The organism is Geodermatophilus sp. SYSU D00779, from assembly GCF_054050595.1.
On the sequence record NZ_JBJGZQ010000019.1, the window covers coordinates 90,330 to 108,766 of the forward strand.

19 protein-coding genes are annotated in these 18,437 nt (G+C 73.3%); 11 read left to right on the top strand and 8 right to left on the bottom strand.

Annotated elements, in window-relative coordinates; translation table 11 throughout:
• Window positions 1–605: 605 nt before the first annotated feature.
• A complete protein-coding gene (locus tag ACI79G_RS16165) occupies window positions 606–3,164 on the bottom strand; it encodes a thiamine pyrophosphate-requiring protein (protein ID WP_456882135.1) in 2,559 nt (852 codons plus the stop codon).
• Between the two features lie 105 nt (window positions 3,165–3,269).
• On the opposite strand from ACI79G_RS16165, the gene ACI79G_RS16170 reads away from it, so the two are divergent.
• Window positions 3,270–4,379, top strand: a complete 1,110-nt coding sequence (locus ACI79G_RS16170) for an L-dopachrome tautomerase-related protein (RefSeq protein ID WP_456882136.1) — start codon at window positions 3,270–3,272, stop codon at window positions 4,377–4,379.
• On the opposite strand, the gene ACI79G_RS16175 is transcribed toward ACI79G_RS16170, so the two are convergent.
• The 4 genes from ACI79G_RS16175 to ACI79G_RS16190 form a co-directional block, all read right to left on the bottom strand.
• Window positions 4,348–4,473 (bottom strand): four-helix bundle copper-binding protein, encoded by a 126-nt coding sequence (locus tag ACI79G_RS16175; protein ID WP_456882137.1) that lies wholly within the window; start codon window positions 4,471–4,473, stop codon window positions 4,348–4,350. The genes ACI79G_RS16170 and ACI79G_RS16175 overlap by 32 nt on opposite strands.
• Before the next feature lie 426 nt (window positions 4,474–4,899).
• A complete protein-coding gene (locus tag ACI79G_RS16180; RefSeq protein ID WP_456882138.1) occupies window positions 4,900–6,243 on the bottom strand; it encodes a hypothetical protein in 1,344 nt (447 codons plus the stop codon).
• 1 nt (window position 6,244) lies between these two features.
• A complete protein-coding gene (locus ACI79G_RS16185) occupies window positions 6,245–7,012 on the bottom strand; it encodes an alpha/beta fold hydrolase (RefSeq protein ID WP_456882139.1) in 768 nt (255 codons plus the stop codon).
• A 394-nt stretch (window positions 7,013–7,406) separates the two neighbouring features.
• Window positions 7,407–7,754, bottom strand: coding sequence for a hypothetical protein (locus tag ACI79G_RS16190; RefSeq protein ID WP_456882140.1), 348 nt, complete (start codon window positions 7,752–7,754; stop codon window positions 7,407–7,409).
• Between the two features lie 187 nt (window positions 7,755–7,941).
• Here ACI79G_RS16190 and ACI79G_RS16195 point away from each other — a divergent pair, with 187 nt between their 5' ends.
• From ACI79G_RS16195 to ACI79G_RS16210, 4 genes are all read left to right on the top strand, one after another.
• The gene (locus tag ACI79G_RS16195) at window positions 7,942–8,331 is read left to right on the top strand and encodes an ATP-binding protein (protein WP_456882141.1); all 390 of its coding nucleotides are present in this window, start codon (window positions 7,942–7,944) and stop codon (window positions 8,329–8,331) included.
• Between the two features lie 125 nt (window positions 8,332–8,456).
• On the top strand, window positions 8,457–8,708 hold the full coding sequence (locus ACI79G_RS16200) for a hypothetical protein (protein WP_456882142.1): 252 nt from the start codon (window positions 8,457–8,459) through the stop codon (window positions 8,706–8,708).
• Window positions 8,705–8,869: a hypothetical protein gene (locus ACI79G_RS16205; protein ID WP_456882143.1), complete on the top strand. Its 165-nt coding sequence runs from the start codon at window positions 8,705–8,707 to the stop codon at window positions 8,867–8,869. Before ACI79G_RS16200 ends, ACI79G_RS16205 begins: the two co-directional genes overlap by 4 nt.
• A gap of 428 nt (window positions 8,870–9,297) precedes the next feature.
• Window positions 9,298–9,762, top strand: coding sequence for a GAF and ANTAR domain-containing protein (locus ACI79G_RS16210; RefSeq protein ID WP_456882144.1), 465 nt, complete (start codon window positions 9,298–9,300; stop codon window positions 9,760–9,762).
• Window positions 9,763–9,918: 156 nt separating this feature from the next.
• On the opposite strand, the gene ACI79G_RS16215 is transcribed toward ACI79G_RS16210, so the two are convergent.
• The 3 genes from ACI79G_RS16215 to ACI79G_RS16225 form a co-directional block, all read right to left on the bottom strand.
• On the bottom strand, window positions 9,919–10,482 hold the full coding sequence (locus tag ACI79G_RS16215) for a hypothetical protein (protein WP_456882145.1): 564 nt from the start codon (window positions 10,480–10,482) through the stop codon (window positions 9,919–9,921).
• A gap of 495 nt (window positions 10,483–10,977) precedes the next feature.
• On the bottom strand, window positions 10,978–12,111 hold the full coding sequence (locus ACI79G_RS16220; RefSeq protein ID WP_456882146.1) for a site-specific integrase: 1,134 nt from the start codon (window positions 12,109–12,111) through the stop codon (window positions 10,978–10,980).
• Window positions 12,112–12,321: 210 nt separating this feature from the next.
• Window positions 12,322–12,543, bottom strand: coding sequence for a helix-turn-helix domain-containing protein (locus tag ACI79G_RS16225; protein WP_456882147.1), 222 nt, complete (start codon window positions 12,541–12,543; stop codon window positions 12,322–12,324).
• Between the two features lie 537 nt (window positions 12,544–13,080).
• Here ACI79G_RS16225 and ACI79G_RS16230 point away from each other — a divergent pair.
• From ACI79G_RS16230 to ACI79G_RS16255, 6 genes are all read left to right on the top strand, one after another.
• Window positions 13,081–13,533, top strand: a complete 453-nt coding sequence (locus tag ACI79G_RS16230; protein WP_456882148.1) for a helix-turn-helix domain-containing protein — start codon at window positions 13,081–13,083, stop codon at window positions 13,531–13,533.
• Between the two features lie 421 nt (window positions 13,534–13,954).
• Complete coding sequence (locus ACI79G_RS16235) at window positions 13,955–14,338, top strand: hypothetical protein (RefSeq protein ID WP_456882149.1); 384 nt, start codon at window positions 13,955–13,957, stop codon at window positions 14,336–14,338.
• 11 nt (window positions 14,339–14,349) lie between these two features.
• On the top strand, window positions 14,350–15,240 hold the full coding sequence (locus tag ACI79G_RS16240; RefSeq protein WP_456882150.1) for an ATP/GTP-binding protein: 891 nt from the start codon (window positions 14,350–14,352) through the stop codon (window positions 15,238–15,240).
• On the top strand, window positions 15,237–15,923 hold the full coding sequence (locus ACI79G_RS16245) for an SAF domain-containing protein (RefSeq protein WP_456882151.1): 687 nt from the start codon (window positions 15,237–15,239) through the stop codon (window positions 15,921–15,923). The genes ACI79G_RS16240 and ACI79G_RS16245 overlap by 4 nt, the downstream gene beginning before the upstream one ends.
• Window positions 15,924–15,944: 21 nt before the next feature.
• Window positions 15,945–16,736, top strand: a complete 792-nt coding sequence (locus tag ACI79G_RS16250) for a hypothetical protein (protein ID WP_456882152.1) — start codon at window positions 15,945–15,947, stop codon at window positions 16,734–16,736.
• A 28-nt stretch (window positions 16,737–16,764) separates the two neighbouring features.
• Window positions 16,765–18,411 carry a CpaF family protein gene (locus ACI79G_RS16255; RefSeq protein ID WP_456882153.1) on the top strand — a complete coding sequence of 549 codons (1,647 nt, stop codon included), beginning with the start codon at window positions 16,765–16,767 and terminating at the stop codon, window positions 18,409–18,411.
• Window positions 18,412–18,437 lie beyond the last annotated feature (26 nt).

The following is an 18,437-nucleotide window of genomic DNA, read 5'->3' on the forward strand; positions in this document are numbered from 1 at the left end:
CGCGACGGCGACTATCCCAGTGGGGCTGGCGGCGTGCCACGGCTCGGCGGAGATGCACGAACACTGCCGGGTCTGCACGGAGGCGTGCCGCCGCTGCGAATCCGCCTGTCGCGACCTCATCATCTCCCTCGGCTGACTCCTGCCGGGGTCGGCGGATAGCACTGCTCAGCGCCATCCGTCCAGGGCCAGGACGCCAGGACCGGCGGGACCTGGCCCTCGGCTCACAGGCATCGGGTTGACGATGCGGTGGTGAAAGGCGTCAGCGATGGAAGGGCACCACCACCCCACCGGTCACGGGGACGTTGCCGACCATCGGCACGGCGTGGACCCGGACACGCCGGCCGGCCGGGCGCTGATCGGTCGCGGGAGGGGACACGCGGTGGTGCACCGTCATCACCGCTGAATCGACCGCGGCGGCTACGGCCCCGGCGGCCGGCACCGATGGGCTCGGTGCTGCACACGACCGTGAAGGAGCGCCGGCCGGACCGCCGCGGCGTCGGTGAGAGCTCTTGCCCGGGCCGCTGGCTTCCAGATGTGGCACTCGGCCATCACCCTCGACGGGTGTCGACGGGTCGCCGTGACCGGTCCTGTGGTCCGCGGCCGGGTCAGTGACCCGTGCGCCGTTCGTGGTCCGCGTAGGTGTCGAGCAGGTGCCGGGCGCGCTCGCCCGCCGGGCCCTCCTGGTCGAGGCCGTCCTGGAAGGACGTGAGCTTCTGCTCGCCGGCAGGGAAGGGCGGCAGGAGGGGGACGTCGGGGTCGGTGCGCACCTCGAGGACGACGGGCCGGTCGGCGGCAAGTGCCCGGTCCCACGCCGTCCCGAGCTCGGCGGGGTCCTCGACCCGGATTCCGGTGAGGCCGAGCAGGTCGGCGTAGCCGGCGTAGGGGAAGTCGGGCAGCGCCTGGCTCTCGTCGAACCGGGGATCGCCCTCCATCTCCCGCTGCTCCCAGGTCACCTCGGCCAGGTCGCGGTTGGCCAGCACGCAGACGACAAACCGGGGGTCGGCCCACTGCCGCCAGCGGTGCGCGACCGTGACCAGCTCGGCGTTGCCCAGCATCTGCATCGCGCCGTCCCCGGACAGCGCGACCACCGGTCGGTCGGGTACGGCCAGCTTCGCGGCCAGGCCGTAGGGCACCGCGCACCCCATCGAGGCCAGCGTGCTCGACAGGTGCGCGGGCACGCTACGGGGCAGCCGCAACTGGCGGGCGTACCAGTAGGTCACCGAGCCGACGTCGACGGCGACCTGCGCGTCGGCCGGCAGCCGGAGGCTGAGCTCGGCCACCACCGCCTCGGGGTTGACCGGCGTCGCCGGAGTGCGGGCGCGTGCGGCAGACAGCTCGTGCCAGGAGCGGACGGCGTCCTCCACCTGCGCGCGCCAGGGCGACCCGGTGCGGTCCTCGAGCAGGGGCAGCAGCGCGCGCAGGGTCTCGGCGGCGTCGCCGGGCAGCCCCACCTCGATCGGGTACCGGTCGCCCAGGTGGCGGCCGTCGACGTCGATCTGCACGGCCCGGGCGTGGCCGGGGGCGGGGTAGAACTCGGTCCACGGGTCGTTGGTGCCGACCAGCAGGAGGGTGTCGCAGCCGCCGAGCAGGGCGGCGCTGGCCGTCGTCCCGAGATGGCCCATCACCCCGGCGGCGGCCGGGAGCGTCTCGTCGACGTAGGGCTTGCCGAGCAGGCTGGTGGCGATGCCGGCGCCGAGCCGGTCGGCGACGGCCACGACCTCCTCCTGCGCGCCGCGGGCGCCCTGACCGACCAGCAGCGCCACCCGCTGGCCCGCGTTGAGGACGTCGGCCGCGGCGCGCAGGTCCTCCTCGGCGGGCAGCAACCGGCCGCGCCGCCAGGTGGGCGCGGTGACGACGACGCCGTGTTCCTGCTCCGGCTCGGGGGCCGGCTGCTGCTGGACGTCGTGCGGCAGGACGACGACGGTGGGGGAGCGGGTCTCCAGCGCGGTGCGGAAGGCGCGGTCGAGGACCAGCTGTGCCTGCTGGGCCGTGGTCACCGTCTGGGCGAACTGGGCGGCGACGTCCTTGACCAGCGACAGCAGGTCGATCTCCTGCTGGTACTCGGCGCCCAGCACGGTGCGCTGCTGTTGGCCCATGACCGCGACCACGGGGACGCCGTCCAGCTTGGCGTCGTAGAGGCCGTTGAGCAGGTGCACCGCGCCCGGCCCCTGGGTGGAGAGGACGACGCCCACGCCACCGGTGTACTTGGCGTGCCCGACGGCCATGAACGCCGCGGCCTCCTCGTGCCGGGCCTGCACGAACGCCGGGTCGCCTGCGCGGCGCAGGGCGCCCATGACGGCGTTGATGCCGTCGCCGGAGTAGCCGAAGACCCGCGGGACGCCCCAGGCCCGCAGCCGCTCGACGACCAGGTCGGCGACGAGCCGCCCGCTGACCGCGCAGGCCCCGCCTGCGCGGCCTCGGCGGCGCGGCGGACCAGGTCCTCGTAGGCGCCGGGGTCGTCGGCGTCGACCACCGGGTAGCCGGCGTCGGCCGGGTGCATCTCGATCCCGGGGTTGTGCACGTCGGACCCGTCGGCGAGGAAGAAGTGCGGGCTGCCCTGCACCTCGTCGGCGTGCGCCCGGTAGTCGGCCATCATCGGGCCCCGCGCGCGGCCGTCGTCGAGAGCCGCGGCGAGTGCGTCGGCGTCCACGGCGTCGCAGCCGCGGGCCACGTCGAGCACCTCGTGCAGCATCGAGATGCACCGGCTGTCGCGGAAGAACGCCAACCGCAGCGCCATGTCGAGCTGCTCGGCCGCCACCGGCGACTGCGCCTTGGCCGCGTGCACGGCCTCGTCCGCCAGCAGCACGGTCACCGGCCAGTCCGACGGCTGGCCCTGCCACGGGGTGATACCCAGGTCGGGTTCGAGCGGTCCGACGACCGGCAGCTCGGCGTTGAGCATGCGCATCGGGATCGCGAAGTGGTTCACGTCCTCGAGCAGGAAGAGCCGGTGGTCGACGCGCACGGCGTCGTCCAGGCCGAGCCGCGACCGTGCCGTGTAGAAGCGGTGCAGGGACACGGTCGACCACGCGCAGATCACGTCGGTGTACACGGCCACGGTCCCGGGGGCGACGTCGACGGTCATGGTCGCGCTCTACCCGCGACAGGTTGCGGCACGCACCCACCGGGGGTGTACCCGGAGGGCTCGAGGGTAGGTCGCTCGCCATCGACCGCTCAGACGAGCGTGCGTCGTCCGACTCCAGAGGAGTTCACGTGGCGCTGTCCTCCCCGACCGGGCACCGCAAGGCCCCATTCGCCGCCGGCGCCGCTCGGTGACGGGGGACCGGCAGCCGGCCGTCGACGAGACCATCGGCGGCCTGGAGGTCGTCCACCTCTTCACCGGCGCGATGCCCACCGGCGTGACGGTCTCGCACACCGGCCGGGTCTTCGTCTGCTACCCGAAGTGGGGCGATGACGTCGGCTTCACGGTGGGGGAGATCCGGGAAGGCGCGGAGGTCGCCTTCCCCAGCCAGCAGCAGAACGACAACGTGAGCGACGCCGACCCTGAGCGTTTCGTGTCGGTGCAGAGCGTCGTCGTGGACCCCGCCGACCGGCTGTGGGTGCTCGACACCGGCAGCCCGATGTTCCAGCCCACCGAGCACGGCGGCCCGAAGCTGGTGTGCGTCGACCTGACCACCGACGAGGTCGTGCAGACCATCGTGTTCCCGACCGACGTCGCGCTGCCGACGACGTACCTCAACGACGTCCGGTTCGACCTCCGCCGCGGGGAGGCTGGTGTCGCCTTCATCACCGACTCCTCCGATCAGGGGCCGAACGGGGTCATCGTGGTCGACCTGGCGTCGGGCGAGTCCTGGCGGCGGCTGCACGAGCACCCGAGTACGAAGGCGACCCAGCCGCCGGACCTGCGGATGGTGGTCGAGGGCCAGGAGTTCTGCGAGCGCTCGCCGGACGGCAGCACCTCCCCGGTCCGGATGGGCGCGGACGGCATCGCCATCTCGGCAGACGGCAGCCGGCTGTTCTACTGCCCGCTGGCCGGACGCCGCTGGTGGAGCGTGTCGGTCGACGCGCTGGCCGACCGCTCGGCCGACGACGACGCGGTCGCCGCCACCGTCCGCGACGAGGGCGACAAGGGCTGCGTCAGCGACGGCCTCGAGACCGACGACGCCGGCCGGCTCTACGTCACCGACGGCGAGCACGACGCGATCCACCGGCGGCTGCCCGACGGCAGCTGGGAGACCCTCGTCCACGATCCCCGGCTGCTGTGGCCGGACACCATGAGCGTGGCCGCCGACGGCTACCTCTACGTCACCGCCAACCAGCTCTACCGGCAGGACAAGTACCGCGGGGGAGAGGACCAGCGGCGCAAGCCCTACGTGCTGTTCCGCACGCTCATCGACGCAGGCCCGGTCCGCCTGCGCTGAGCCTGCCGGTGGCGGAGACCACGGCGAACGGGCCGGGGCAGGCCCGCTCACAGCGGCGGCAGGCGTCAGCGCACACGCGGCAGTGCTCGTGCATGTCGGCGTGGCGGCCGCACTCGTCGCCGCAGCCCCGTGCCAGGGCCGTCGTCGGCCGCTCCTGCTTCCCGCACGACCGTCAGCTCACCCTTCGTCTCGCATGGAAAGCCGCCCTGACCGACCATCTGCGCGATCAGCCCGGCGATCCGGCCGGCCGCGGCTCCGGCAACACGGGTCCCGGTTGCGTTCCCCGTGCGGAACGGCTCACCGGGCAGGCCGCGTGGGAGAGCGGCAGGGCCTGTGCGGTCCTGCGCTGGTCCCCAGAGTCTTCGGACTCGACGGGGCGGTTCGCTCGGCTGCCTCAGCGCCGCCGACCACGAGACCGGCTGGCGTCCACAGCAGCTCACCCGCGCAGCATGATCACCCTGCCCCACTGACCGACCCCGTCCGGGGATAGCGGGGCACTTCAAGCGCCGCGGGTCGTGGGTCAGCCACCCACGACGGACAGCTGCTCCGTGCCGCGGAGGCCGGCCAAGGCGTCGTCGACGGCCAGAGGCCACCACGGCAGCCCGCCGTCCGGCAGGGACCGGAGGGCGGAGGTGTACCGCGCGAAGACGGCGAAGTCGGCCGGGAACGCCCGCGGGTCGACACCCAGCAGCCGGCCGCGGCGGCGGGCCCGCTCGGCGATGCGCTGCCAGGTGTCGGCGTCGGCGAGGCCGCGGGATTCGACCCCGTGGCTGAACAGCAGGACGTCGACGTCGTCGTACGACGTCGACGCCAGGTAGTCGGACAGGTCGCGGGCGGCCGACTGGACCGGGAAGAAGGTCCAGAACGGCACGGACCCCGTCGTGATCGTCCGCCACGGGTCGTGGACGACGAACGAGCTCACCAGCAGCCGCTGCGCCGCGCCGCCGCGGCGTCGCGTCCACGACCGGAGGACATCGGCGACGGCGGCGGCGGGGTGCTGCGGATGGCCGTACCGGACCTCGACCACCCGGTGGCCGGTGCGGCGCGCCGCGTCGCGCAGCCCGTCGAGCAGTGGCTCGGCGAACCCCCACTCGGCCTCGGCGGCGGTCCCGTCGGGTGCGGGAACGCCCGGTGCGTCGAGGTACTCCTCGGGGGTCATCCCGCCCTGCGCCCCCACCTGGAACACCTGCCGCTCTCCGACGCGGGTGACCGGCCAGGTCGAGGTGTCCCGGACGACGACGACCGGAGCTCCCGGCTGGAGCCGCTCGTCGAGGAAGCGCTGGTACGCCGGTGGCAGGCCGGTCCACTTCACCCGGAAGTACGCCATCTGCGAGCCGCTGAGCGCATCCTGGTTGGCGTCCTGCATCTGGTGCAGCTCGACCCGGGGGTTGGGCGCCAGCAGCGCGGGGCCGTGCCGCGCGCCGAACTCGAGCGCCGCGGCCATGTCCGCCGGGTCGGCCCCGCGGCGGCGCACCGGCACGAGCAGCGTCTGCGGCAGCCACGGGATGCCGCAGGCGGCCGCCAGGTGGGTCAGCGCGCCGTTCGACGAGCCGATCAGCACCGCCGGGTAGCGCCGGTGCGGATAGGCCTGCATCACCCAGTCGGCGACCTCGTCGAGGTCGATGTCCCCGAGCCGGTCGACCGCCACCCCCTCGCGCCCGCTGGCGATCGCGTAGGCCCGGCAGCGCAGGCGCGAGGGGAGCAGCGCGCTGGCCTGCACCGGCAGCGCCTTGAGCCGCGACTGGCCCAGATAGGGGAAGTCCCCGCCGTCGAGCGCACGGGCCAGCGCCCGGAGGAAGGCGCTGGCCGAGTCGAAGGACGCGACCGCCTCCTGCGGACGCAGGCGGCGGTCCCGGCGGCGCATCTCAACGAACCTTGGCCGACAGCTCGCGCAGCGGCGGCGACCAGGCCTCGGGATCCAGCCACAGGAACGCATGCGCACCGAAGACCGTCACGAGGTCGCCGCCGGCCGAGGCGGCGAGCTCGCGCACCCAGCGCTCGGTGGTCAGCCGGTCGTCCGCGGCGCGGATGATCAGCACGGGCATCCGGAGGCGGCCGACCTGCTCCTCGATCCGGTCCGCGAGGTGGACCCGGACGAGGTGGGCCGCGCCGGCGATGCCGGCGCGTTTCCACTCGGGCACGTGGTTCTCCTCGAGGCCGGGCGACGGTGAACGGGCGTCCAGGCGCCAGCGGTAGACCAGCTTCGGCAGCGGCCGGGCGATCGGGTCGATCGTCGGGCTGGCCAGGCCCACGGCCGCAACGCGGCCCGGCGCGAGCACCCCGGCCCACGCGGCCACCTGCGTGCCGCTGGAGTGCCCGACCACGACGGCCCGGTCCAGACCGGCGGCCTCGAGCCAGTGCACCAGCGCCTCGCCGTAGCCCCGGACGTCGAGCCGCCGCGTCGGCCGGCCGCTGCCGCCGAAGCCGGGGACGTCGAACAGGTGCACCTCGGTCCACGAGCCGAGCGCCGCGCACGCGGGGAGCAGGTAGTCGGAGACCGCCATCCCCTGGACGACGACGACCGGGAGGGACTCCGGCTGCCGCCGGCCCAGCACGCGGGTGCGGATGCGTCCCTCCGGCACGTCGGTGTAGCGCAGGAGCATCTCGTCGGGCAGGCGCGGCGGCTCCGGCATGAGCCAGCCCTACCCTGCAGCGACGGCGCTATCCCGCCCGGCCGCAAGACCCACCGACAAGGTCCCGCTCCCGCCGCACGGCGCGGTCGAACGCCCGTCGGCTTCGCTCCACCCGGTCGCTCACCTCAGCCTGCTCGTGCACGGGCGGAACGCTCACGTTGACCCCGAGCTCGCTGTCTCCACGGGCGGATTCCTGACCGAGCGTTGAGGTCGCCGGCCGCCGTCGCGGCCATGTGGCAGAGAATGCGTAGCAGTGGGGTGCACGGTCGCCGCCACGTTCCCTGCCATCCAACACACGATCGGCTCTGCTCCGCGCGGCCTCGACCGTCGCGCCGGTGTGCGTGCTCAGCCGCGGTAGTTGCCGGGCAGAAGCCGGGTGGCCGGCCCGGCGCCCTCACGCGCCGCTGGGCCGAGCGCTGCTGCTGTCACCACTGTTGGTCGCTGCGCCGGTGTGCTCGATGGCCGCGTCGAAGTCGACGCCTTCGGCGCGCAGTCGGTGCCGCACGTCCGCGGCCCGCCGGCGCGCGTCGGCGGCCAGGGCCCGCTCCACCGCCGCCCGCTGCCTCAACCCGACCCCGCGGGGATCGCTCTCCGCGCCGGCGGCCTTCTCCAGTCGAGCGGCCAGCGCCTCGTGCAGGTCCGCGGCACGGTCATGAAGCTCGATCGCGTCCCGTTCGCGCGCCACTGCGCGCACGAAGGCACGCCGGGCCCGGTCCTCCCCACCGGCCGCGCCCACAGCCACAGCATCCTCCGGGCGAGCGGCGTCGCCACCACCCCGGACGCGACGCGTGGACGCCGCTGTCGAGGGGTACGGCCGAGTCACGGAACCGAAGCAGACGGGACCGGCCAATTCCAGGGGGCGGCGCAGCGGCGTCTCGGCCGCGGCCCGGCTGCGGACAGGGCAGCCAGCCCCTGGAAGGAGGCCATGAGTGCACAGTGGGAGCAGCTGCCACCGCCGGGACGTCGTCCCGGGCCCAATGTGGAGCCGAGCGCCGCGCACCGCGGCCGAGCTCACCGCGATGCGCCGGCAGCTGCACACCGCGCTGCGCGTCGGCCCGCTGGCCATCGCGGCCGACGCCGACGCCGTCGAGACGGTGCTGCTGGTCTTCGAGGAGCTGGCCTCCAACGGGCTGCGGCACGGCCGTCCGCCGGTGCACGTCACGGTCGCCGCCGCCGGTACCGGCTGGCTGCTCGAGGTCAACGACGCCGCCGGCGATCGGTCACCCATCCCGGCCCCAATCCGCCCCCCAGCGCCTGGGCACCAGCAGCGACCGCAGCGGAGCTCGGGCCGGCCGTCCCGACGCCGCCGGGGCATCTGAGCCCCGGCGGTGATTGCCCGCGGTGCCGGCTGTCGGACAGGTCCGAGGGTGATCAACGAGCAGCTCGCCGCCATCCGCCGCTACGACCGGGCCGAGGTGGCGCAGATCCTGTCAAGGAGACCTGGGTGAAGAGGTGGGTCACCGCCCGGTGCATCCCGCACGAGCGCAGCGGCAACCCCGACGGGGTCCAGCAGCGCGGGGTGTGGTTCACCTGCGCCGACATCCTGGCGATCGGCCAGATGCTGCCGGAGCTCATGACGGAGCGTCAGGCGAAGCGGGTCGCGGCCGGCGACCGGTACTCCGCCGAGCCGGACGCGCCGAAGCCGCCCACCGCCGACATGCTCGACAGCTGGGCCACCATCGGCCTGCGCCGGTGAAGGTCACCGCCCGCTCCGTCGTCGTCGCGCTACCCGCCGCCGATCCCGGCTATGGGACGCTGAAGCAGTTCGCAAGCGCGGCCGCCGAGGTGATCGGCTGCCGGGTCACCGTCATCGCGGATGGCGCTCCGGCGGCTGCGGGGGGCACCACGCCGTTGTGAGCATGACCGGGACCGTGCCCGGCGGTGCACCGCCCGGATGCCGCCCCGCGGCGGTCTCAGCGTCGGTCAGATGTCGCCGCCCGGACGGATACCGGTGACCGACGGCATGGAGCAGGACCCGGTCGGGGTAGGGGTTCGTCCCCGGGTCGTCCAGGCCGCGGGGCCGCTGACGGTGCGGAGGAGCGGTGGATGTCCGAGATGTCGGATTTCAACGAGCGGCTGGCCGGGATCGCCCGCGAGCTGGTCAGCGAACCGGACATGCAGGCCACGCTGCAGCGGGTGGTCGAGGCCGCCGCGCATAACCTCGACGGGGAGGTGTGGGCCAGCGTGTCGCTGGTGAAGCAGCGCCGCGAGGTGGAGACCCCGGCGGTCACCGACGACCGGGCCGGGCGGGCCGACCGGCTGCAGTACGAGCTCGAGGAAGGGCCGTGCCTGGACGCGATCTGGGACCACGAGACCTTTCAGATCGACGACATGACCGCCGAGGAGCGTATCCCCGCTGGACGCGGGCGGTCGCCGAGGAGACCGGCATCCGCAGCAGCCTGTCGCTGCAGCTGTTCACCGACGCGGAGGAGAACAGCCTCGGCGCGCTCAACCTGTACTCGCCGGAGCCGAACGCCTTCGACGAGGAGACCCGCGGCGAGGGGCTGGCGTTCGCCGCGCAGGCCGCGGTCGCGCTGCGCAGTGCCCAGACCGAGGAGCACCTGCGGTCGGGGATGGTCACCCGCAACCTGATCGGGATGGCCCAGGGCATCCTCATGGAGCGGCTGAGGCTCACGCCGGACCAGGCGTTCGGGGTGCTCAGCCGGCTGTCGCAGGAGAGCAACACCAAGCTGCGGGAGGTGGCCCGGCGGCTGGTGGAGACCGGGGAGATCCCGGGTCGGCAGAGCTGACGGGTCAGAGGCGACCCGGTGGCCGCAGGTTAGGACCACCGGGGCTGGGTCACCCAGGACCCCGGGATCCCGCGCGACCGTCCTGGTGAGCTACCCCCCCAGCTCCTGCGGACACCGCAGGTAGGGCAGCACGTGGGTGCTGAGCTGTTCTTGCCGCTACGCAGTGCGGTGGCGGCGTAGGCGCGTTAGCTCGCGGTTCGTGCGCGACAGGCTGCGCGTTCGTTCGGCCTGCTGGTGCGCCCGCTCGGCCGCCAGGCGGGCGGCCCGAGCTCGGTGCCACAACGCGGCTGTTCTGGCCGCGAGGTCGTCTTCCACATCTCCTCCTTCCGCGACCGCTACCGCCGGCAGCGACGACGGCCCTGCAGTCGGCTGTCCGAGCGGCAACGCCGGAGGCGCCGGCGTCGCGGGTAGCAGGCTGGCTCCGGCCCGCCGGCCGTGGCCGGTCTCTGGTGCGGTTCTCCGCAGGGCCTCCTGGAGTTCGCGGAGCGGAGCCAGACTGGGAAGGCCCAAATCCCACAGGTTCTCGTTGAGCGTCTGAGCGAGGACGTTGTGCTCGGCGGCCGGCCAAGCGGCGGCGTCGACCAGGTAGGCGGCCAGTGCGGAGTGGGGCTGGTGTCCGCCCAGAACGGTGTAGCGCCACCAGAGGTCGGTCAGCGGCACAGCGCCGAGCCGCCAGGAGAGGACGGTCAGCGGGCAGGCGGAGGCGGCGCAGGGAGTCACGGGGTTCCTTCACGCCGGGGGCGGCCCAGTTGCGGACCCTGGACGGCAGACCGCCGCGGCTCATCGGGCTATCCGCACCGGATGCTCGAGGCGGTGACTCCATCATGCCAGTGCTGATGAGCCGGGTGTCCTACAGGCCGTCCTCTGGGACACCGCCGACATCGCCAGATGGCGCGTTGCAAGTCGTTCCCCGCCATGTGGGCGACCGCCAGGGTCCCCGTAGCGGGGGCGTGGACGACCGGGCCTGCACCCCGACTGGCCGGCCCTGGTGGGCAGATACAGAAGCGGCGGCCACTGAGGGGATAGGACCGTCGTGGAACTTCCGCGGTTCCCGGGGCAACAAGCGTGATCTTGCCCCAACCCGGGCCGGGGAACGGGAAAGGCCCTGGTCAGCGCACTGACCAGGGCCTCCCTGCGTGGGGTGAATGACGGGGCTCGAACCCGCATGTCGCAAGCAGGCCTCGCAGGGCGGTGTTTGCCCTGCTCTCTGCCTGGTCAGACCGAGGTCGAACCTTCCGATCGCCGCAGCGCCGCACTCATGGCGGCGGCGAGAGCGGCATCTCTTTCCTGTTCGGCGCGCTGGTAGCGCAGCGCCGCGGCGGGGGAGGCGTGCCCGAGCCGGTGCATCAGCTCCTTCGTGGTGGCGCCATGCCGGGCGGCGATGGTGGCGCCCCAGCCGCGGAGGTCGTGCAGGTGAGAGCCAGCCGGGAGTCCGGCCGCCTCCGCTGCTGGAGCCCACACGCGTGAGGAGAAGTTGTTGCGCCGGATCGGTCCGCCCTTCGGCCCCACGAAGACCAGTCCCTGCGGACCGGGCTGGGCGTACATCGCGAGGTGGTGCTCCAGGTCGCCGATGATGTGCGGTGGGATCGCCACGGTCCGGCGGCCGGCGGCCGACTTCGGCGGACCGTAGGAACGTCCCTGTCCGATCACGTCGACGACGGCGCTCTTCACGGTCACGGTGCCTGTCTCCAGGTCGAGGTGTTCCCGGCGCAGCGCCGACAGCTCACCGAGGCGGAGGCCCGTCCAGGCGGCCAGGAGGATCAGTGCTCGCCAGCGATCCTTGACGGCCTCGACCAGCGCCTGGACCTGGGCGAGTGTGAACATCGGTCGCTCGCTGGGACGTTCCTGCCCCGCCCCACGGATGGAGCACGGGTTCCGGGCGATGAGGTTGTCGTCCACGGCCGTGGTGCAGATGGCACGCAGCAGCCGGTAGCACTTGGCCGCCGTGACCTGGCCCGGCCCGCTGGGGCCGCTGAGCTTGCCGTACCAGGCCCGGACGGCGGACGCCTCGAGCTGGCGCAGTGGTGTCGATCCCAGGGCCGGGAGGATGTGGTTCTTGAGCTGTGCCCGGTAGAGCTCCGCCGTGCGGGGGGCCAGCGGCCGGCCTCCGACGAGGCGGGTCTCCACCCAGCGCTCGGCATAGACCTGGAGCGTCTCCTGGCCCGCCTTCGGGTCGATCCAGCGGCCCGAGTCCATCTCGGTCTGCGCCTTGGCGAGCCATCGGTCGCCGTCGGCCTTGGTCGCGAACGTGTGCGGTGCCGAGACCTGCCTGCCTGAGCCGTCCTGGTAGCGGGCTTGGTAGCGCCCGGAGGGCAGCCTGCGGACCGTGCCCCAGCCCCGCCGACCCATGAAGACCTCCCGTGTCCTCCTGTGGATCTGAGGTTGCGCCGCTGCCGGCAGGGTTGATGGCGGCGGCGTTGATCGACTCGTCGCCGTCCACCGATCTCGGCGGAGGGCTTGACTTCTTCTGGGGGACGTGCGTGTGACGGAAGGGGAGAGGCGGGCCTCGGCCTCGACGGGGCCTGCGCTCAGGTCCCTGTCCGCGCGCCGCGAGCTGGGCTATCCCTCGCTTGCGACACGTCCGGCCTCAATGAACTCGTCGAGGGTTGAGCGCTGCAGCCTGACGTACTTGCCGAGCTTGACGTAGGCGATCCGCCGTTGAGCGATCAGCCGGCGGATGAACCGTTCTCCGGTTCCCAGGTAGTCCCCGGCCTCGGCGACGGTCAGCAGCGGATCGTGCCGTTCGTTCAGCGCTACCTGTTCCGAGGACGTCCCGGACATCACGAGCCGACCCGCCGGTTGAGGACCGGGCCTCCCCGGAGTCCGAGGTGGCGGCGACCTGTGCCGACGACCGGGCTGCACCTCGGCCGGCATGGAGGACGCCGCGGCCGGAGCTGGGCTGCAGGTCTCATGACCGGGAGTCTGGGCGGACGGATCCGGTATTCCTGCAGTCTCTGGGACCTCGGCTCGGTGGTTCGCCGTGACGACTCAGGCGCTCTCGACAGCCGTGTCGTGGATGCCGGCGTCGTCCAGCACGCCGTCCTCCAGTTCATCTCCAGTCCCGTGCGGAGGAACTGCGCATCGTGTCGTGATCCCTGCAGAACTCCTCCAGTGGACGAGAGCCGTGCGGACGGCGGGCAGCACTCCGGTGCCACGCCCCGACCACGGCTGACACACATCCTCCGGTTGCGCTCAGCTAGGCCCCGTTGCGCAGCCTGGTCACGTCGGGAAAGAGGCGTTGTGGGTTGCGGCGCTCGGCAGGCGCTAGGGTTCAGCGCCACGAACGGGTGTCCACCGAACGGGTGATGGGGGGCTGCCGTGGCGCGGCCGCTGCTTCGAGGCGACCGCCTGCAGGCCGCCCGCGAGGCCATGGGTCTCACCCGGGAAGAACTGGCCGCGAAACTGGAGCTCTCGAGCCCGGCGCGCATCCGGGTCTGGGAGACGGGGCTCGAGCGTCCACGGCCTCGCTTCGTACCGCGGCTCGCGGCCGCGCTGGGCGTTGATCCGTTGCATCTGCTCGATGTCGATCCCGACGACCCGCCCTTGGCGGCTCTTCGCCTGATAGCCGGACGCGCCACGAACGAGGTGACCGCTCCTGGCTTGTCCGTCATGACGTACGTGCGACTGGAGGACGGCCGCCCTGGCGCGGATCCCTCCGGCAAGCTGATCGCCGCCGTCGCCGAGGTCCTCGGCGTGGACGTCCCTCGGGTGGAGGCCGCCGTCCGCCGATCCCGCAGCGACCACGCGGCCTTGGCGTCCTTCGGCGGCTGAACAGGAGAGTTACTGGAGGAAGGGCTTGCCTCCACGGCCGACTTCGGTGGTAATTTCCCGCCCCACTGCTGCCCGGGGAGGTGTCCATGGCCCGCACGACTGCGTCAAGCGTGACGTCGGCCGGCGCGGTCTCCAGGCTCGTACACCGACCGGTGGCGGTCGTCCTCGTGCCGGAGGCTGGCCTGCGGGCCCGGCGAGGGCACTCACGATGACCGGGCGGCGGTGGACGGCTGGCGTACTCCTCGCACTGCTGTCCCTCGCCAGCTGCGCCGAGGGTGAGGCCAGTCCGGAGGGCTCGTCGCCGAGCGCGACGACGTCATCGTCGCGGACTTCGACAACTGCTCCTGCAACGAGCAGTGCGCCGACCCCCGGAGACGAGGCGGCAGAAGCCGCCACCGCGGTTGTCACCGAGATGCTGCGCGTGACCGACGCGGCCAAGAAGGACCCAGGCGCCAGGAACTGGGAACCGGAGATCCGGCGATTCGCCGGCGACCCCGCCGCTCTGCTCGCCGTCACGGCAGTACGGGATTACGCGACGATCGGCCTCCGCCAGGAAGGCGACACCGCGGTCGACCTGGACGTCACGACCGTCGACCTGGCGTCTGTCGAGGGGCCGACCGTGAGGATCAGGGGCTGCTACGACAGCCGCAGCACGCGGGTGGTGAAGGTGGAGACCGGCGAGGTCGTGCCACCGGGGACTCCGCCGCGGTACGTCTGGGACATCACCGTGACCCGCTACGAGGCCGAACCCGGATCCCCGTGGCTGGTCAACCAGCTTGACCCGTTGACGGATCAACCATGCTGAGGGTGTCCCGCATGGCCTTGCTGGCGGCCGCGATGCTCGCCGTCTCCGGTGGCCTGAACAACGCCATGGCGGCCCCACCCGTCGACTGCGCCAAGCAGGACGCGCAAACCGGCATCTGCCTGGTCGAGGCGACCTCACCGGGTCAGGATGCGGACGCCGCGTCCGTAGCCGGCGATGTCAGCCCGGGTGGGGGACAGCCGACTGGCGGAGACGCCTCGCCCCAGAACCCGTGCACGTACACGGTGGCGCAGCCGCAGCCGGCACCGACGAGCGCCCTGTGGCAGGGACAGTCCCCGGCCGACGGAGCGATGTACGCCAAGGTCTGTCGACGGGGGGACGGGCCGGGCCTCACCACGATGCTCGTGTTTGTACCGAACGGCTCCGCCCCGCCCGCGGGGCCGCCCGTGGATCCGCGCGTTCTGGCGGAGCAGGCGATCTCGTCGCTGGTCATGCGGGCCCCGGAGATCCGGATGGCGCCGCCGCCGGGCTCGACCAGTGGGCTGGTGGGTCTGCCGGTGTGGATGTGGACCGAGCGCGGGGAGGAGTTCCTCGGGCCGGCCCGGCAGTCGGTGTCGGCCGGTGGTGTCACGGTCACCGCCGTGGGCGAGGTGAGCCGCATCGTCTGGGACATGGGGGACGGCACCACGGTGATCTGCGACGCCGGGACGCCGTACCCGCCGGGCGCCGGAGGAGAGTCCCCGGACTGCGGCCACGTCTACGCGGAGGCATCGAGCCGGCATGTACCCGGTGGGGGCCCGTGGCCGATCACCGCGACGAGTACGTGGACGGTCACGTGGTCCGGCGGGGGGCTGTCGGGCACCGAGACGCTGGAGCTGTCGTCGTCGGCCGAGCTGTTCGTCGGTGAGCTGCACGTCCTCAATCAGGACGGGAGCAGCCGATGACTGCCACTCAGCCGTCGAAGACCCGCGCACCGTCCGCGTCCGCGGCGGTCAACGGACTGTCCCGGGCGCCGGTGCTGCCGCCGCCGCGTCGCCGCCGTCGTCCGGCCCTGCTGGCGCTGGCCGTGGCCATGGTGGTCCTCGGTGCGCTCGGCGCGGCCTATCTGGCGACGTCGCTGGGGCGGACGTCCCCGGTGATCGCGATCGGGCGCGAGGTGCCCTGGGGGCAGACCCTCACCGCCGCCGACCTGGTGGAGGCGAGGATTTCGGCCGATCCGGCGTTGCAGCCCATTCCGTACGGCGACCGCGATCAGGTGATCGGTCTGGTCGCGGCGACCACCCTGACTCCGGGTTCGCTGCTCACCCGCGACGCGCTGACCGACCAGCGCCTTCCGGCTGCCGGCCAGCAGCTGGTCGGCGTGGGGGTGTCGGCGGTGCAGCTGCCGACGACCGCGCTGCGACCGGGCGACGACGTCCTCCTGGTGCCCGTGACCGCCGGCAGCGCTGCAGCCCCGACCGAGGGGAGAGCCCCGAGCGCGGTGGCGGCGACCGTGGTGCAGAGCGGTCCACCGGGAACCGACGGGCTGCGAGTGGTCGACGTGCTCGTCGACGCGGCCGACGGGCCGGACGTGGCCGCCCGCGCCGCCGCGGGCCTGGTCGCCATCGTCGTGGTGGCCGGCGGGTAGGCGCGGGCGGCTGCGGTGTTGATGGCGCTGTGCTCGGCGAAGGGCGCACCCGGGGTAACCACCAGCGCGCTGGCGCTGGCGCTGTCCTGGCCGCGGCCGGTGCTCCTGGCCGAGCTGGACCCGGCCGGCGGGGACGTGCTGGCCGGATACGGCCGGGGCGAGTCGTCCGCCGGCGGGCTGGCCGACCTGGAGCTTGCGGCGCGGCGGGGTGAGTTCGCCCGGCACCTGGACGGCCAGCTGCTGCGGCTCGACCCCGCGGGCCGGGCGCGGCTGCTGCTCGGCCTGGCCGACCCCGCCAGCGCCCGCCACGTGGACTGGGATCGCCTGGCCGCCGCGTTGGCGGCGGTGGAGGACGGCGCGATCGACGTGGTCGCCGACTGCGGGCGGCTGCACGCCGAGCACTTTCCGGCCGCCGTCGTCCAGCGGGGTGCCGCCGTGGTGCTGGTCACCGGTTCCACGCTGCGCGCCGTCCGAGCGGCCACGCGGGCGATCGCCGCACTCCGGGAGCGGGACGGCCGCGCGGGCATGCTGGCGACGCTGGTGATCGGGCCGGGCGAGCCGTACGGCGAGCAGGAGATCGGCGAGGCGCTCGGCGTTCCGGTCGTCGGCTCGCTGCCGCGGGATCCCAAGGCGGCGGCCGTGCTCAGCGACGGCGCGCCGGCCGGCCGGCTGTTCGCCCAGTCGGCGCTACTGCGAGCCGCCCGGACGGTCGCGCCCCGGTTGATCGAGTCCGCTACGGCGCACGAATCCCGGCTGATGCCACCGCCGGCGCATGCGTCGGTGACCACGGTCGGGGGGAGCAGTGTCCGCTGACCTCACCGAGCTCCTCGGCGCCGGAGCTGTGCCTCGACTCGAGGCGTCACCGGCATCGGTGGACTGGGCGCTGGTGCGCCGGCTGCACGAGGCGACGGCGACGGCGCTGGCCGAGGAGCTCAAACGCCGCCCCGGGCTGACGGCCGCGGCGCAGCAGGAGCTGGCCCGCACCCTCGTCCAGGATGGCATCGACGAGCTGGTGCGCCAGCGGATGCGCGCCGGCCAGTCGGTGCCCACGCCGGCCGACGAGGTCGCGATCGCCGAGGCGGTGTTCGCCGCCCAGTTCGGCCTGGGCCGGCTGCAGCCCTACGTGGACGACCCGGCCGTGGAGAACATCGAGGCGCACGGGCACGACAACGTCTGGGTGGGCTACGCCGACGGCCGCGACGTCCGGGTGGACCCGATCGCCGACTCCGACGAGGACCTGGTGCGGCAGCTGCAGCACATCGCCGCCCGGCTGGGCCGCGCCGAGCGGACGCTAACCACGGCCAGCCCGCTGCTCACCATGCGGCTGCCGGACGGGTCGCGGCTGGCGGCGGTGATTGAGACGGTGCCGCGCCCGCAGCTGGTGATCCGGCGGCACCGGATCCGCAACGTCGACCTCGACGACCTGGTCGGCTTGCGGGCGGTCGACCGGCCGCTGGCGGAGTTCCTGCGGGCGGCGGTGCGGGCGCGCAAGAACATCGTGGTCACCGGCGGGCAGGGCGCGGGCAAGACGCTGCTGCTGCGCGCGCTGGCCAACGAGCTGCCGGTGAGCGAGAACCTGGCCACGATCGAGAAGCACTTCGAGCTGCTGCTGCACGAGCTGCCCGACCGGCACCCCCGGGTGGTGCCGTTCGAGGCGCGGGAGGGCACCGGCGAGCGCGGCCCGGACGGCCGCCGCCTGGGCGAGGTGACGCTCACCGAGCTGGTCGAGCAGGCGCTGGTGATGAACGTGTCCCGGGTGTGGCTGGGGGAGGTGCGCGGCGAGGAGGCCTGGCCGCTGATCGAGGTGATGGAGGCCGGGGAGGGCGGCTCGGCCTGCACGCTGCACGCTCGCTCGGCGCACCACGCCTTCGAGCGGCTGGCGAACCTGTGCATGCGCGGCCGCGCCGCGGTCACCCCGGAGCACGCCTACCGGTCGTGCGCGTCGGCGATCGACCTGGTCGTGCACATCACCACCGTCGACCCGCGGTCAGCTTGTGCAGCGACATCACGGCCGCGGACCGTAGAAACACGACCTCCAGTTCGACCGGCGAACTTCTCCAGTACGACCGGACGGGGGTTCTCGTCCGTGCGCCTCAGCCGACGCGACCCCGATGCAGCGGTCGCCTGCCGGCCACTCCAGGCCCAGAACCCGTCACATTCACTACCGCCGGCGCGACGGCGACTGTCGCGAGGTCGCCAGGGGACGCCTGACGTCCCGCGGTGCCGCGGTGTGCTGCCCGGCGGTCTGGCACAGCAACGACGGGATGCGTTATCGGTGGGATGTCGGGTCGCCTACTCGGTCCCCGGACTGGGCGGTCGCGACCAGACGGTGGTCGGTCATGGCTCCCTTGTGCGCTGCCCTCGAACGCCCTGGTCCGGCGGTGCAAGAGGTGTATCGGTTGGCGATCTTGGATCGCCGCGCTTGGGGATGAGAATGCGGGAGCCGTCCGGCGACGTCGTTACACACTGGCGCGGGCGAGCCCGTTGAGGTGTATGGCGCGGGGTCCTCGGGTG

Bases quoted from the DNA above. Each gene is read 5' to 3' on its own strand.
- ACI79G_RS16165 (WP_456882135.1), bottom strand. From the start codon at position 3,164: ATGGCGAGCGACCTACCCTCGAGCCCTCCGGGTACACCCCCGGTGGGT.
- ACI79G_RS16225 (WP_456882147.1), bottom strand. From the start codon at position 12,543: ATGTCCGGGACGTCCTCGGAACAGGTAGCGCTGAACGAACGGCACGAT.
- ACI79G_RS16245 (WP_456882151.1), top strand. From the start codon at position 15,237: ATGACTGCCACTCAGCCGTCGAAGACCCGCGCACCGTCCGCGTCCGCG.
- ACI79G_RS16250 (WP_456882152.1), top strand. From the start codon at position 15,945: ATGGCGCTGTGCTCGGCGAAGGGCGCACCCGGGGTAACCACCAGCGCG.
- ACI79G_RS16240 (WP_456882150.1), top strand. From the start codon at position 14,350: ATGGCCTTGCTGGCGGCCGCGATGCTCGCCGTCTCCGGTGGCCTGAAC.
- ACI79G_RS16220 (WP_456882146.1), bottom strand. From the start codon at position 12,111: ATGGGTCGGCGGGGCTGGGGCACGGTCCGCAGGCTGCCCTCCGGGCGC.
- ACI79G_RS16175 (WP_456882137.1), bottom strand. From the start codon at position 4,473: ATGCACGAGCACTGCCGCGTGTGCGCTGACGCCTGCCGCCGCTGTGAG.
- ACI79G_RS16180 (WP_456882138.1), bottom strand. From the start codon at position 6,243: ATGCGCCGCCGGGACCGCCGCCTGCGTCCGCAGGAGGCGGTCGCGTCC.
- ACI79G_RS16185 (WP_456882139.1), bottom strand. From the start codon at position 7,012: ATGCCGGAGCCGCCGCGCCTGCCCGACGAGATGCTCCTGCGCTACACC.